Source organism: Cryobacterium sinapicolor (assembly GCF_004403465.1).
In the GTDB taxonomy this organism is placed as follows: domain Bacteria; phylum Actinomycetota; class Actinomycetes; order Actinomycetales; family Microbacteriaceae; genus Cryobacterium; species Cryobacterium sinapicolor.
In genome coordinates this window covers 1-14358 of record NZ_SOGQ01000040.1, presented here as the reverse complement: position 1 = coordinate 14358, position 14358 = coordinate 1, and the positions used below count along the sequence as shown (strand labels likewise).

Genomic DNA, 14358 nt, shown 5'->3' with positions numbered 1-14358 from the left:
CGCCACGTGATCCGCTGCTCCCTCTGGCGACGAAAACACCAACACCGCGCCCAGCAATGCCACTACAAAACCCGCGGCCACACCCCACAAACGCAACTGTAGTACTAGGGGGCCGGAGGCGCAGCATCCGTCGCCGCGCCGCCCGGCGGCTCAAACGAATTCGACGGAGATTGTGGCCAGAACAGGCCCTCCAGGCCGGATCCGGCCTCGAATGAGCAAAATCTCCGTCGAATTGGTGAGTAGACGAGGTCGACAGGGTAGGCAAGGACGACGGGGAGGCCGTGACGACGAAGCGGCAGGGGACGACGAAGCGGCAGGGACGACAAAGCGGCAGCGACGACGAAGCGGCAACGACGACGAAGCGGCAGCCGCCACGAAGCAGCCGTGACGGCGAAGCGGCAGGGGACGGCGAAGCGGCAGGGACGGCAAGAGCCACGCGCGGTGGCGCGACCGGCGCAACCGGCGCGACCGGCGCAACTGGCTAGCGGCCGCGGCCGGCCTTCTCGTTCTGGGCCGCCTGGCGGGCGACGTGCGCGATCTTACGGGCGCGCTCGGCGTCGCGGTCCTTGACCCGGATCTGTTCCTCGCGCACCTCGTACTGGGTGGCACGCTCGGTCACGAGCCACGCCGGCGGCTGCTGCAGCAGGGCCTGGATCTCGGCCGAGGTGAGCGGCTCCGTCACGGCGCCGCGCACGAGACCGGAGATGGAGACGCCGAGCTTGGCGGCGACGACCTGCTTCGGGTGCGGGCCGTTCGCGCGCAGTTCGACCAGCCAGGCCGGCGGGTTGGCTTCGAGCGCGGCCAGCTCGGTGCGCGACACGGTCGCGTTCTGGAATTCTTCCGGGGCTGCTTCGAGCAGAATCCCAAGCTTCTGGGCCGCCGTGGCGGGCTTCATGGTTTGGGTCTTCTTCTCGCTCATCAGTCAAGCGTATAGCCTGAGAGCACCCGCATAGCCTGAGAGACCGCCGTTCCCCACGGATCTCCGTTCGCAGTGCCATCACGAGAAAGGATGCCGGTGACCTTTTCCATTGCCTTCGTCGCCGGTGTGACCCCGACCAAGTGGACCCGCACCTGGGCCGATCGACGCCCCGACCAGCCCCTCGAGGTCTTCCGCACGGAACCGTCCGAGCAGGATGCCGTGCTGCGCGACGGCCGCGCCCAAGTCAGCCTGGTGCGCCTGCCCGTCGATGAGACGGGCCTCAGCCTGATCGCCCTCTACCGGGAGATCCCGGTAGTTGTCGCCGCCAAGGACCACTTCATCGCCGATGCCGACAGCGTGCTCGTGGCCGACCTGGCCGACGAGCACCTGCTGCAAGACCCCGACGACGTGCCCGAGTGGCGCCTCGTGGCCACCGAGATCAGGGACGGCGCCCGCCGCCCGCTCCCGGCCATGCGCGACCTCGACGACGCCATGGCGCAGGTCGCGGCCGGCGTCGGCATCCTGATCGTCCCCCACTCGATCGCGCGCCTGTACGGCCGCAAGGATGTCGTCTCGCGCCCGGTCGAGGACGTCGCCGAGAGTCAGGTGTCCCTGGCTTGGCTTTCCAGCGAGACCACGGAAGACGTCGAGGAGTTCATCGGCATCGTGCGCGGCCGCACGAAGGACAGCTCGCGGGTCGACTCGCTGCCCGCCGGCACCGAGAAGGTCAGAAAAGAGAAGAAGACCGACAAGGCCAAGGCGGCGGCGAAGGCCGTGCGGGTCGCGGCGGCGAAGTCCAAGCCGGCCGTGGCTAAGAAGGCCACGAGCGCCCCCGGCCGCACCCGCAACACCCCGAGCCCCCGGGCCGGCAAGCGCCGCGGCGGCCGTTAGCGTCCGTGCCGCACCTCCTGCGGTGGATGCTGGCGCCCGCCCTGATGATCCAGACCGAGCTCAGCCGGCATCAGGAGTAGGCGACCGGCTGCCTCACCACCGTCCTCAGCTTCGCGGGCGCTGCACGGCGCGGGTCGCCGAGGTAGATCTCGTGGTGCCGGCCATTCAGCCGCAGCCCGTTGTTCGCCAGGAACTCCCCGTGCAGTCGCGCGAGCGCGGGTGCCTCGTCGTCGTACGGCCCGACATGCAGCAACTGTGCCGACAGCCCTTCGTCGAGCATCTCCACCCGCACCCGGGCGAGTGCGGGCAGCTTCTTCTTCGCGAGCGCGCCGGCGACGGCCTCGGCGATGAAGGCATCCGTCACCCAGTCCGGCTCGGCCATCAGCAGCGTCCACTTCCACTCCGCCTTCGCGCCGGCCGTGAAAACGGATGCGTCGCCGGCGTACCAGAGGCCCTCGAGCGGTGCCACGACCATCTCCCGGCCCAGCGCGCGTTTGGCGGCGAACTTGATCGCGTAGGCGACCGCGTAGAGGGACTCGACGGCCTCGGCGTGGGCCGGGGCCGTATTCGGGTCGCCGGCACCGTCAAGGGCCAGGAACCGCTGGGCCGGCACCTCGACCAGCTCCCAGTCGCGGTTGACGGGCCCGTAGAGCGGCGGGTGGACACGCTTCACGTCCCAGGGGCCGGCCCCGACGGGTGCGGTGTTGCGGGGCGCGCGCAGCTTTCCCGTGCGCCGGTCGGTACGGAACGGCACAGCGTCACTCATGGGGACTCGTCACGAGGCTCACGAGGCTCACGGGGTTCATGGGATTCATGGGATTCACTGACTCCTGCTAGCGGGAACTGATGGACGCGAACTTGCGAACGCACAGCGGAACGAACAGGACCAGCATGACCGTGATGCCGATCAGCACCGTGGCGATCGGATTCTGCATGGTCCAGATGTCGGGCACCGGGGCTGTGCCCTCGTTGCCGAACAGTTCCCGCGCGGCCTGCACCAGCGACGATACCGGGTTCCACTCCGCGAAGACGCGCAGCGGGGTCGGCAGGGTGTCGCTGGGCACGAAGGCGTTCGAGATGAAGGTCAGCGGGAACAGGATCAGGAAGGAGGCGTTGTTGATCACCTCGGGGGTCTTCACGCTCATGCCGAGCAGCGCCATCACCCAGCTGAAGGAATAGCTGAACAACAGCAGCAGCCCCACCCCGGCTAGGAATTCCGGCACCGAGGAGTTCACCCGCCAGCCCACGAGCAGCCCGGTCAGCATCATGATCACCATGGAGATCGTGTTCAGCACCAGGTCGCTGTTGGTGCGTCCGATCAGTACGGCCGAGGAGCTCATGGGCAGGCTGCGGAAGCGGTCGATGATGCCTTCCTTGAGGTCCTGAGCCATGGCGGAGCCGGAGAAGGTCGACCCGAACACGACGGTCTGGGCGAAGATGCCGGCCATCAGGAACTGCACGTAGTCGGTGCCCTCGACGGAGATCGCGCCCGCATAGACCTGACTGAACAGCAGCACGAACATGATCGGCTGGACCACCGCGAAGACGAGCATGTCGGGCGAGCGCTTGATCTTGATCAGGTTGCGCTTGGTGACGGTCCAGCCGTCGGAGTACCAGAGCGAGAGCGGGTTCCAGGTGGGGAGGGTGGCTGCGGCGGTCATTTCGCCTTCTCCAATTCAACGTCATCCGCCTTGTCAGACGCCTGGTCGGCCTTGTGCCCGGTGAGTTTCAGGAAGACGTCGTCGAGCGTGGGTCGGCGCATCCCGGCGTCGTGCAGACGGATGTCCGCAGCCCCCAGCGCCGCCAGCACCTGCTGCAGCGCCCGCGGCCCGTCGATCACCGCGACCTCGAGTCCGCGGCCGTCGCTGGTGATCGCCGGCTCCCCCGCCCCGTAACGGGCGAGGATCTCCCGGGCCGCCTGGCCGTCGCCGGCCTCGACCAGGGCCACCTCGACGCGGTGGCCGCCGATCTGCGCCTTGAGCTGGTCGGAGGTGCCCTCGGCGATCACCCGCCCGTCGTCGATCACCACGATGTCGTCGGAGAGCTGGTCAGCCTCTTCGAGGTATTGGGTGGTGAGCAGCACGGTGGTGCCGTCGGCGACCAGGCGCTTGATGACGTCCCAGAGCGCGATCCGGCTGCGCGGGTCCAGGCCCGTGGTCGGCTCATCGAGGAACAGGACCTTCGGGTTCATCACCAGCGCCCCGGCCAGGTCGATCCGGCGGCGCATCCCGCCGGAGAAGCCCTTGACCGGGCGGTTGCCGGCCGCGGTCAGCTCGAACAGGTCGATCAGCTCCTGGGCTCGGCGCCGTGACTCGGCGGCGCCCAGGTGGTAGAGCCGCCCGACCATCTCCAGATTCTCGAAACCGGTCAGGTTCTCGTCGACGGCGGCGTACTGGCCCGACACGCCGATGATGCGCCGCACGCCCTTGGGGTCGGCGACGACGTCGATCCCGTCGACGAACGCGGTGCCGGAGTCCGGCCGGATCAGCGTCGTCAGCATCTTGACGACGGTCGTCTTGCCGGCGCCGTTCGGGCCGAGCAGCGCCTTGACGGTTCCGCGCGGAACCGACAGATCAAGCCCCGCGAGCGCGTGCACCGGCCCGGACTTGGAGCGGTAGACCTTGGTCAGAGCTCTGGCCTCAATGATGGTCATGGGACATCCCTGCCTGGTCGAGGGGAAAACGAGGGGAAATTCAGCGGAGCCACGAATTCAACACTTTAATGACCTTCGCCGGCACGTACAAGCGTCACACGTGATCGCGCACCGGCAGGCGCCTGACTATGGTGTGCGCATGGACCAGGCACGGTGGGAGAAGATCGTGCAGTGGCCGCTGCTCGCAGCATCCGTGCTCTTCCTGATCAGCTATTCATGGCGGGTACTGGCAGACCTCGACGGCCCCCGCTTTCTGCTCACCGCGCTCGTGCTGGTGACGGCCTGGCTGATCTTCGCGTTCGACTATCTGGTCAACCTCTACCTGGCGCCCGACCGCGGGCACTGGTTCGTCACGCACCTGTTCGACCTGGTGGTGGTGTTCCTGCCGGTGCTGCGGCCGCTGCGGCTGCTACGGCTGCTACGGCTGGTGACGATGCTGCCGATCTTTCAGCGTTCCCCCGGTCAGGCCGTGCGCTCCCGGGTCGGCCTCTACCTGGTCGGGGCATCCAGCCTGCTGATCTGGATGGGATCGCTGGCCGCGCTCGACGCGGAGCGGTCGGCCCCCGGCGCGAACATCACCACCCTGGGTGATTCCGTCTGGTGGGCCTTCGTCACCGTCTCGACGGTCGGCTACGGCGACTACTTCCCGGTCACCGGCGCGGGCCGGCTCGTGGCCGTCGCCCTCATGCTCGGCGGCGTCACGCTCGTCGGTGTGGTCACCGCCACCCTGGCCTCGTGGATCATCGACCGCATCGCGGCCTTCGGCCAGGACCGCTGAGCCGTGCTCAGTCAGCCCAGTCGCACGAGCTGCCGCAGGTCGTCGCGCGGCAGCTCGTCGACGACGGCCGAGACCGTGAGGGAGTGCAGGAGCACGCCCCCGCCGATGGTCGTGAGGAACGCCGTGTCCGCCGCGTCACGGCCCGTGGCGATGCGCACCAGCGACTGCCGGGGCGCCAGCAGGGTCGCGTCGACCACCTGCCAAGCGTGGTCGACGAAGGCCTCGGCCACGGCGTGGAAGTCCATCGGGGCCAGACCGGGAGCGTAGACGGAGACCAGCCGGGCCGGAACGTCGCGCGCCCGCAGCAGCGCCACGACCAGGTGCGCGTAGTCCCGGCAGACGCCTTGGCGGGCCAGCAGGGTGCGCACGGCTCCGTCCGTGGGCAGGCTGGAGCCCGGCACGTAGCTGAGCTTCTGTCCCACCCAGGAGCTCACCCCGTTCAGGAGATCGGTGCCCTCGAGGCCGGCGAACTCGGCGTGGGCTGTCGGCCCGAGGCTGTCGGATTCGCAGTACCGGCTGGGCCGCAGATACCGCACCAGGTCGATGTCGGCGGTCGGCGACGGATGCGCCCGGTCGACCAGGTCCGCGTGGTATTCCACCTCGACCGGTCCGGCCGCGACGTCGGCCAGGTGCAGGAGGGTGCCGTGCTCGTCGGAGATGCGCCGCACCGGCACGGGCGCGCCGGCCTGCACGACCGTGAGGACCTCCGCCCGATCGGTGCCAGCCGGGTCGGCGGCATCAGCGGGATCGGCGGCGAAGCTGCCACCCGGACCGGCCGCGGGATCGGCAGCGACGGCGATCGACAGCACGAGGCGCGCCGGCGCGAGGGCCTCCAGAGAGAGCTGCGCGGATGCGGTGCGTTTCATTCCACGATCCTGCCACGCACCGGCCGACCTCGGCCACAGCGACTGGTGCCGCATCCGGGCCGGGGCCACACTGGGGGCCATGCTGGGTGAACTGAATGACCAGGAGATCGACAGTGTGCTGCATGATGCCGTGATCGGCCGGATCGGCTGCCACGTCGCCGGCCAGACTTACATCGTGCCGGTCTCCTACGCCTATGACGGAGAACACGTCTACGGGCATTCCGGCAGCGGGCGCAAGGTGGCGATGATGCGGGAGAACCCGTCGGTCTGCTTCGAGGTCGAGCAGGTCGACGACCTGGGCAACTGGCGAACCGTGATCGCCTGGGGCACCTACGAGGAACTGACCGGCACGGATGCCGCGGCGAGCCGGCAGATCCTGCTCACTCGGTTCGCCCCGCTGCTCGGTCCCGTCAGTGCCGCCTCCAGCGCCTCAGCCGTGCCGCGTCTCGGGCCCGACGGCACTCCGCTGCCCTACCGGCTGTCGCCCGACCCGATGCCGGCCCCGGTCGCTGCCCCGAAGCCGGGGCCGGGGCCGGCGCGCGCGCATGCCCCGCACCCCTCCGCCCCACGTCCGACTGACCATGCGGCCGGCGATTCCAGAGCGGAGGCGGTGCTGTACCGCATCCGTCTGACCCGGAGAACGGGCCGGTTCGAGCGCAGCTGAACGGCCGGGCCGGTTAGCCGGCTGCGAGGATGTCGACGACGAAGACGATCGTGTCGGTACCCGAGATGCCGGCGTCAGGCTGGCCCTCGGCGCCATAGCCGAGTTCCGGTGGAATCACGACCAGGACCTGGGAGCCGACCGTCTGGCCGACGAGACCCTGGGCGAAGCCGGGAACGACGGAGGCCAGGGAGATCGGGGTCGGACCGCTCTTGCCCCAGGTCTGGTCGAAGACCTCACCGGTGGACCAGACGACGCCCGAGTAGTGCATGACCACCGTGTTCGCGTCAGTGACCGTGGCGCCGTCGCCCTTTTTCAGGACCGAGGTCTTCAGCTCGGTCGGAGCGTCGGTTGCCGGGATCGTCACGGTGGGGGCACCGTCCTCGGCCAGCTCGACGGTCGGGAAGCCGTCTTCCGGCTTCCGCTCCTCGCCGTTCGCGCGGGGCGGGATTTCGCTCTTCACGTCGATGACGAAGATGATGTTGTCCTCGGCCCCGACCTTGAGCTCCTCGTTGCCGGCTTCGCCGAACGCGTCGGCCGGCGGCGCCACGACCGCGACGCGCGATCCGTAGGTCGCGCAGGCGACGCCCTTCATCAGCGCCGGGAAGACGCTCGATTCCTTGGCCATGGTGATGGGAGCTCCGAGGTCGTCACCGAAACCGCCGGCGTTCATCTTCTCGCCCGTCTTCGCGTTGTACACGGAGAACCCCAGTTCGACGATGTCGTCGGTCTTGACGGCGTCGCCCTTGCCCTCGGTGACGACGGAGACCTCGGTGGCCTCCGTGGTCAGCGGGGACTCGAACTTCACGGTCGGCTCCGCGCCGGCCTTGCCGGCGACCTTCACGGCCTCCGACGTCTTACCGGAATCGACGCAGGCGATCCCCGCCGCGCCGGTTTCGTCGGAGGGAGACCCGCTGCACCCGGCGAGGGCGAGCACGGAGACCGTGGCAATGGTGATGAGGGCAGGAAGTTTACGCACGCTGATCTTTCTATTCGAGTGATCTGGTCGACATGATCCCAGGCACGCACCGGACCGAGGTGCAACTGAGTCGAAGGGCATCCGTTGGACCCTGGTCAGTATGCCCGACCGAGATCAATGCCGCCTGAGTTCCGGCTGCCGCCAGGTCAGAGGCCCTCGGCGATCGCTGCCGTGGCGACGAGCCACGCCTCACGGGTGCGTGGCGCGAGAGCGTCGTAATTCAGCGATCCACCGGCCACGAGTGCAGAGTCATACGGCACGTCCACGACCGTGCGGGTGAGCTGGCTGAAATGGTCGTGCAGTCGCAGGGACAGCTGACGATCGGCCGTCTTGGCCGGCGAAGCCAGGATCGTGACCGCCTGCGCGACCTTGTCGGCATGGCCCTTCTGACGCAGGCCGTCCAGCAGTGAGGCCGCGCCGTAGGCGGTGTCCTCGCGAATGGTGGACACGACGACGAGCTGATCGGCCGCGTCGACGGCCGCCTCCCAGTTGGAGGCCCGCATGTTGTTGCCGGTGTCGATGATCAGCACCCGGTAGAACCGGCTGAGCGCGGCATGCAGTTTGCCAAAGGCTACGTCGTCGATGCTGGCCGCGCCGGCCGGGTCGAGGTCGGAGGCGAGGGCGTCGAACCGGGCGTCGCCCTGGTTGCGCACGTAGTTGTCGAGGTCGCCGACCCGGGCGGAGCTCGAGTACGCGAAGTTGTCGAGGTCGCGGAGCAGGTCGACCGCGGTGTTGGTGTGGGCGGCGGTCTGCGCCCGCACCCCGAGCGTGCCCATGGTCTCGTTGTTGTCCCAGGCCAGGGTGTACCCGCCGCGATGGATGCCGAAGGTCGCGGCGATGAGCAGGGTGGCGGTGGTCTTGTGCGCGCCGCCCTTCGGGTTCAGAACGACGATGGTGCGCGGGCCGACCAGGCTGCGCTGCACGGAGGCGACCGCCGCGCGGTGCGACATTTCGCCGGCGCCGGGGGCCGGGGAGACGAGTCCGCCGGTGAGTCGCCGAACGGTGCCCTGCCAGCCCAGCACGGCAGGCCCGGCCACGAGCGGCGGTCGGGAATTCATGAAGTCGGCGAGGTTCGGGCCCCCACTCTCGGACGTTGCGAGGGCGAGCGAGGGGTGGTCGGTGACGCTGGCCGACGGCGCCAGAGGGGTCGACGACGTGTGGGTGTCCACCTCGGCGAGAGCGCCTCCCGACCCCGGTGCCGGGCCGACGAACTGCGTTGCGGAGCGGGGAGTGGAATAGGGGGCGGCCGTCAGGTCCAGCTCTTCGTCGTCCTCATCGTCATCGGCGGCGAGATCGAGCACGAGGCCGTCGAACGCGGTGACCGGCCGGACGTGAGTCCGTGCCACCGGTGCCGGTTCGATCCGGAGGGCTTGAGCGTCGGCGTCGGTGTCATCGGTCTCATCGGCGTCGGCGTCGAGCATGTCGCCGTTGAGAATGTGGGCATCGAGCATGTCGGCATCGCTCATCGCGTCGTCCAGCCCGACCGTGTCGACCCCGGCCGTGTCCAGCCCGGCCGTGTCCAGCCCGGCTTGCCCGAGCCCGGCGGCCTGCAGCTCCGCGGTTTCGAGGCCCGATTTCTGCTCGTCCGACGGTACGACCAGCGCGATCAGTTCGACGACCTCGGTTTCAGAGACCGCGGCTGAGACGGCGGCAGGCCCGGCGGGCCCCGACTCTGACTCAGGCTTCGATTCAGCTTCGGCTTCGGCTTCGGCTTCAGGCTGGGGATGCGCGGAGGTCGGGATGAAGGCCCCATCGTCTTCCACATCCCCGTTGGGGTGCACGATCAGCGGGGACTTGCCCTGCTCGTCTTCCGCGGTCAGGCGCACCGCACAATCGATGGCGCGCGCGGCATCCGTGACCCGGTTGATGATCTCCTCACGCACGCCGGCCTCGTCGGCCGCGGTGATGTGCGAGGTGACACCGTCGATGACCAGCTCCCCCGTGCCGTCGCTGCGGATCATCGCGCGGATGCGGGGAAGTGCGGAAACGTTCTGCGTCATGTTCGGCCTTTATTCGTCGAGCTCAGCTCAGCTCATCAAGCGTGAGCACGTCGTAGATCCGTCGAGCGTGCCCTCTTCAGCCTACGGGGTAGCGGAGTCCACCCCTCGTTTGGCCGCGCCAGGGCCACCAGGGGACCCGACGGGTGGAATCCCCGGTGAGCCGAGCCAGTGGGAACGTCAGCCGTTCGGCGTCGAACGAATTCGACGGAGATTTTCTCGACAATGTGGGTTTTCGAGGTTCTCAGGGCCGTTTCGGGCAGAATGTCCGTCGAATTTGTTCGGCCGCGATCGCGTCGGCGACTAGGCCACGTGCGGCTCCGGCATGGACCAACGGATGGCGCGCAGGCCGGCCCTCGTGGCGTGCGTGTCGTCGTGGCCGCTCTGGCGCCGGCATTCCACGAGGTCGTTCGTCGGGGTGATGTGCGGGTCGCGGCACGAGCTGGCGTAGCTGGTGTAGTCCGTTTCGAGCAACAACTGGTCGTCGGTGAGGTGCCTGTGGGTCATCGGTCTGCGTTCCTGGTTCAGGCGCACGAACCGCGTCCCCACGACGGTTGCGCGCGGTGCTGCACGTGTTCTCTAGCTCGTTCTGGTGCGGCCGGGCTGGGTGATTGTGTGACAGCGTACGTTGACTCGTGGTCATTAATCGAGTTTTGGTCACTTTGTTAACGTGATCGAAACCGCGGCGCCGCACAGGAATCCGCTCAGGGTTCCGGTCAGCGGAAAGCGCTGATCCCGGTGAGGTCCCGCCCGATCAGGAGCGACTGCACGCTCTCGGTGCCTTCGTAGGTGTGGATGGACTCGATGTCGGCGAGGTGCTGGATGACGTGGTTTTCGAGCAGGATGCCGTTGCCGCCGAGCATGTCGCGGGCCATCGACGCGATCTCCCGCGCTGCCCGGGTGTTGTGGTACTTCGCCAGTGACGCCTGGATCGGCCGAAGCGTTCCGGCGGCGTCGAGCTCGGCCAGGCGCAGGCAGTGCAGCTGCATCGATGTGAGCCGGGACAGCATCATGGTCAGGCGCTCCTGCACGAGCTGGAAACCGGCGAGCGGCTTGCCGAACTGGATGCGCTGGGTCGAGTAGTTCAGCGCCGCCTCGAACACCGCCGTTGCGTGGCCGAGGGCCGACCAGGCCACTCCGAGCCGGGTAGCGAACAGCACCGCGGAGGCATCCTTGAACGTATGGGTGCCCGGCAGCACGGCGTCCAGCGGAATCCGCACATCCGTCAGCGTGATCCGGGCCTGGTGGATGGCCCGCAAAGACCCCTTCCCGGTGATCGTCACGCCGCGGTACCCGGGGGTGTCCTGTTCCACCAGGAATCCGCGCACATTGCCGTCGTCGTCACGGGCCCAGACCACCGTCACGTCGCCGACCGAGCCGTTGCCGATCCACTTCTTCTCGCCGTTGAGCACCCATTCGTCGCCGTCGCGCTGCGCGGTGGTCTCCAGGCCGACCGAATCGGATCCGTGGTCGGGTTCGGTCAGGGCGAAGGCGCCGAGCTTCTCGGCGCGGGCCAGCGGCACCAGCCAGCGCTCCTGCTGCTCCGGGCTGCCGAACAGCGCGATGCTGCGCAGGGCCAGCCCGCCCTGCACGGCGACCACGGTGCCCATCGAGCCGTCACCGCGGGAGATCTCCATGTTGACGAGCCCGGCCGCGAGGGGCGACATCGGGGTCAGCCCGGGACCGACAACGCCGTCGGTGAGGAGGTCGAGTTCGCCGAGCCGTCGGGCCAGGTGCAGTGGGTATTCGGCCTTGTCCCAGGCCACGGTCAGTTCGTCCAGTGTCTCGGATGCGAAGCTGCGGGCGCGGTCCCAGAAGGCCCGGTCGACCTCGGGAACGTCGGCGAACATGCCGTAGTAGTCGGTGTCGAGGGGCCTGGAGACGTCGTAGTCGGGCACGGTTTCCCTTTCGTGGAGGTCGGATTCGAAGGTTTCGGGCCGACCGTACCGGCCGGGTGGAGCAGGCACCCGCGCGCGGCCGTCGGGCCCCCCGAGATGTCGAGCCGTCGAGCCGTCAAGCCGTCGAGCCGTCGAGCCGTCGAGCGCACCACTCACGGTGCCCCTGTGCGCCGGTCGGAAAATACCCAGACCCAAGTTCTATCTGACACTCAGTCTCAGGTCAAGCGGCACTCAGTGTCAGCAAGGGCGCGTCTGGGCGCGAAGGCGTTCCTCGATGGCGCGAGCCAGTTCCAGGGGATCCGTCGCGGCCGGGAAGACGGCGACGACCACGTCGCCCGAGGGCCGCGCCTCGGGGCCTGGCGCCGCGGCATCCGGGCGGAAAAGCCGTTGCACCTCGGCGAGCTCGGCGGCCAGCGAGAACGGGCCCACGCTGTCCGACGCCCGGATCAGGCGCCGAAGCACGAAATTGTGGGTGGCCGTCACGGCGGCGGCGAACCGGATGGCAGTCAGGGGCGACACGCCCGGCACGGTGCTGCGCAGGTAGCTGGCGAACATCCGTTCGTACCGGATCGCCATGATGGTTTCCCGGTCCCGCAGCACCGGTGTCTCCCGCACAACCCGGTCCCGGATCCGCACGATCTCCAGTCGTTCGCGGAATCTCTCGAAGACCATGGCGGCTGCCTCGCACACGGCCAGCCACGGATCCGGGTGCGGCACAGCGAAATACTCGTCGATGCGGGCGACCAGTTCGTCGTGGTCGGCAAAGATCACGTCGTCTTTGGACCGGAACTGCCGAAAGAAGGTGCTGCGCGAGACGCCGGCCGCCTCGGCGATGTCCACGGTGCTCGTGGACTCGTAGCCGTGCTTCTGAAACAGGCGAACCGCGATGTCGGCGACCTCGATCCGAGAGAGCGGTCGCGACGGCCCGGGCGGCCCGGCAGGCCGGGAGGGAGCAGCAGGCAGGTCTGGCATGGTCTGGCGAAATTATCACGGAATGCGAACGAACGGATGCCGCGAGCAGGCCGGCCCTCGCTTGTCCGGAGCGGCACGGACGGGCAGTCTGGCGGCGACGAAGGAGCGACCCGGTCCACTTCAGGAACGAGCGCCGGCGCCCCGGCAGGGCAGGCACCGCGCAAAGGGCTCCGTGCCCGTATCGCCGCCTGGCTCTCCGTGGCGCTGTGCCGGAGTCTCTCGCCGTAGCGATGGTCCTGGGCGATGCCCTGTTGAGGCTCAAGGGCTACGAGAGCGTCGGCGCCGAGCCGATCCCGCTCGGCAGGGTGGCGCTGGCCGGCCTTGCGGCCGTTCTCGTGCTGATCACTCCGACTATTCCGGCCACTATGCGCGGCCTGCGGGCACGACGCCTCGGCGTGACCTCAGGCATCTTGCCCGCGATCATCGGAGCCGCCGCCCTGGGGTACGGGCTGCTGACGAATACGCTTCCGCTGCTCCTCGCGAGCCTCGGCCGGTAGCCCATGCCGAAGCCGCTCTGTCAGCTCTTTTCTGGTCGCAGGACCTGAATCGGAGTAATGTTCCCGTCACGGTCAATACAGACGGCACTATTGCCGCGCCGAGAGAGAGCGCTTCACACACATGGACTTCCATCCCCACTGCCCGCAGCGTGCCTGTGTCGGAATCATGCGAACCCGGGCCCTGGCAACCGACACCCTGGCGGATGAAGAGATCTGGTTCCAGTGCGAAGATTGCGGCTCCGAGAAGCACTGGACGAACCTCGGCGAGCCGGACGCTACGCGGCACTAGGTGCCTGAGGCCTCGACGTATGCTCGTGGCGCTGCCCAGGGAATCAGCGCCGGCTGACGCGGTTGCGGTTGCGGTTGCGGTTGCGGTTGCGGTTGCGGTTGCGGTTGCGGTTGCGGTTGCGGTTGCGGTTGCGGTTGCGGTTGCGGTTGCGGTTGCTTACACGGAGTCCGGCATCGAACGAATTCGACGGAGATCTTTGTCTGCAACTGCATTTTCGGTGATTTCGGGGTGGGTTCGGCCAAAATCTCCGTCGAATTCGTTTAGCGGCTTTGCCGCTCGGCTGCCCGGCCCAGCCTGGTGCCGAACGTAGAAATAGATTACGAATAAACTTTTCAGGTAAGATGACAGACCTTCGATTACTTGTTCTATTTCTGGTAAACTCGGGTCTGTGAACAACCCCACCGATACTCCCGCAGCGAATGCCGTACCCGGCTCGTCTGCGGCGGCGTGGGCGGTCGCTGAGCTGCAGGCTCTCGCGGCGGGGCTCGCGGGGTCGCTGCGGTGTTCGGTGGTGGGCGGCTTCGATGACGATGGCTTGCTGCAGGTGACGACCGCGGTCGAGGTCCTTNGGCGGCGGAGGTCGCGGACCGGTCCCGGCCCGAGCTCGGCACCGGCCGGCTCTCCGCGAGGCGCGGCTGCCGCACGCCCGGGGAGCTCTTGGAGCGGGTCACCCTGGTGTCGGGGCCGACCGCGCAGCGACGGATGCGGCTGGGCAGGCAGCTCCGCACCGGCCGCTCCCTGGCAGGCGAACCACTACCACCCCTCTTCCCGGCAACCGCGATCAGTCTGGCCACAGGTGCGATTGGCATCGACACCGCCGACGCGATCTTGACCGCGTTGACGCCGACGCTGCGATGCACCGACCTCGACTCGGTACAGGCCGCCGAGACCGAACTCGTGGCTGCGGCCACCGGCACCAGCTCGGAGACCCCCGTGCCCGCATCGGCGGAGGAGATCC

At 68.4% G+C, this 14358-nt stretch carries 15 protein-coding genes; 5 read left to right on the top strand and 10 right to left on the bottom strand.

Going from position 1 to position 14358, the window contains the following annotated elements; all coding sequences use genetic code 11:
* Positions 1–481 precede the first annotated feature (481 nt).
* Positions 482–919: a DUF5997 family protein gene (locus E3T28_RS08310; RefSeq protein ID WP_134429685.1), complete on the bottom strand. Its 438-nt coding sequence runs from the start codon at positions 917–919 to the stop codon at positions 482–484.
* 96 nt (positions 920–1015) lie between these two features.
* Here E3T28_RS08310 and E3T28_RS08305 point away from each other — a divergent pair, with 96 nt between their 5' ends.
* Entirely contained in the window at positions 1016–1810 is a 795-nt protein-coding gene (locus E3T28_RS08305) for a LysR substrate-binding domain-containing protein (RefSeq protein ID WP_198417175.1), read from the top strand.
* A gap of 70 nt (positions 1811–1880) precedes the next feature.
* Here the strand turns inward: E3T28_RS08305 and E3T28_RS08300 are convergent, their stop codons facing one another.
* The 3 genes from E3T28_RS08300 to E3T28_RS08290 all read right to left on the bottom strand — a co-directional run bounded on the left by E3T28_RS08300 (position 1881) and on the right by E3T28_RS08290 (position 4463).
* A complete protein-coding gene (locus E3T28_RS08300; protein ID WP_134429681.1) occupies positions 1881–2576 on the bottom strand; it encodes a GyrI-like domain-containing protein in 696 nt (231 codons plus the stop codon).
* A gap of 67 nt (positions 2577–2643) precedes the next feature.
* A complete protein-coding gene (locus E3T28_RS08295) occupies positions 2644–3471 on the bottom strand; it encodes an ABC transporter permease (protein ID WP_134429679.1) in 828 nt (275 codons plus the stop codon).
* The gene (locus tag E3T28_RS08290; protein ID WP_134429678.1) at positions 3468–4463 is read right to left on the bottom strand and encodes an ATP-binding cassette domain-containing protein; all 996 of its coding nucleotides are present in this window, start codon (positions 4461–4463) and stop codon (positions 3468–3470) included. The genes E3T28_RS08295 and E3T28_RS08290 overlap by 4 nt, the downstream gene beginning before the upstream one ends.
* Positions 4464–4602: 139 nt before the next feature.
* Here E3T28_RS08290 and E3T28_RS08285 point away from each other — a divergent pair, with 139 nt between their 5' ends.
* Entirely contained in the window at positions 4603–5241 is a 639-nt protein-coding gene (locus E3T28_RS08285) for a potassium channel family protein (RefSeq protein ID WP_166786967.1), read from the top strand.
* A gap of 11 nt (positions 5242–5252) precedes the next feature.
* On the opposite strand, the gene E3T28_RS08280 is transcribed toward E3T28_RS08285, so the two are convergent.
* Entirely contained in the window at positions 5253–6107 is an 855-nt protein-coding gene (locus E3T28_RS08280; RefSeq protein ID WP_134429674.1) for a transglutaminase-like domain-containing protein, read from the bottom strand.
* Positions 6108–6186: 79 nt separating this feature from the next.
* Between E3T28_RS08280 and E3T28_RS08275 the strand changes: the two genes are divergently transcribed.
* Positions 6187–6771 (top strand): pyridoxamine 5'-phosphate oxidase family protein, encoded by a 585-nt coding sequence (locus E3T28_RS08275; RefSeq protein ID WP_134429672.1) that lies wholly within the window; start codon positions 6187–6189, stop codon positions 6769–6771.
* A gap of 13 nt (positions 6772–6784) precedes the next feature.
* On the opposite strand, the gene E3T28_RS08270 is transcribed toward E3T28_RS08275, so the two are convergent.
* From E3T28_RS08270 to E3T28_RS08250, 5 genes are all read right to left on the bottom strand, one after another.
* Positions 6785–7747 carry an FKBP-type peptidyl-prolyl cis-trans isomerase gene (locus tag E3T28_RS08270; protein WP_166786966.1) on the bottom strand — a complete coding sequence of 321 codons (963 nt, stop codon included), beginning with the start codon at positions 7745–7747 and terminating at the stop codon, positions 6785–6787.
* Between the two features lie 146 nt (positions 7748–7893).
* Positions 7894–9747, bottom strand: a complete 1854-nt coding sequence (locus E3T28_RS16835) for a MinD/ParA family ATP-binding protein (RefSeq protein WP_166786965.1) — start codon at positions 9745–9747, stop codon at positions 7894–7896.
* 300 nt (positions 9748–10047) lie between these two features.
* Positions 10048–10251, bottom strand: coding sequence for a hypothetical protein (locus tag E3T28_RS08260; RefSeq protein ID WP_134429668.1), 204 nt, complete (start codon positions 10249–10251; stop codon positions 10048–10050).
* A 209-nt stretch (positions 10252–10460) separates the two neighbouring features.
* A complete protein-coding gene (locus E3T28_RS08255) occupies positions 10461–11594 on the bottom strand; it encodes an acyl-CoA dehydrogenase family protein (RefSeq protein ID WP_134429689.1) in 1134 nt (377 codons plus the stop codon).
* A 285-nt stretch (positions 11595–11879) separates the two neighbouring features.
* On the bottom strand, positions 11880–12614 hold the full coding sequence (locus tag E3T28_RS08250; protein WP_134429666.1) for a TetR/AcrR family transcriptional regulator: 735 nt from the start codon (positions 12612–12614) through the stop codon (positions 11880–11882).
* Positions 12615–12820: 206 nt separating this feature from the next.
* Between E3T28_RS08250 and E3T28_RS08245 the strand changes: the two genes are divergently transcribed.
* Together E3T28_RS08245 and E3T28_RS08235 are read left to right on the top strand one after the other, a co-directional pair.
* Positions 12821–13111 (top strand): hypothetical protein, encoded by a 291-nt coding sequence (locus E3T28_RS08245; RefSeq protein ID WP_134429664.1) that lies wholly within the window; start codon positions 12821–12823, stop codon positions 13109–13111.
* Positions 13112–14057: 946 nt separating this feature from the next.
* Positions 14058–14358 (top strand): DUF222 domain-containing protein (locus tag E3T28_RS08235; RefSeq protein ID WP_134429660.1); only part of this gene is annotated, 301 nt, incomplete at its 3' end.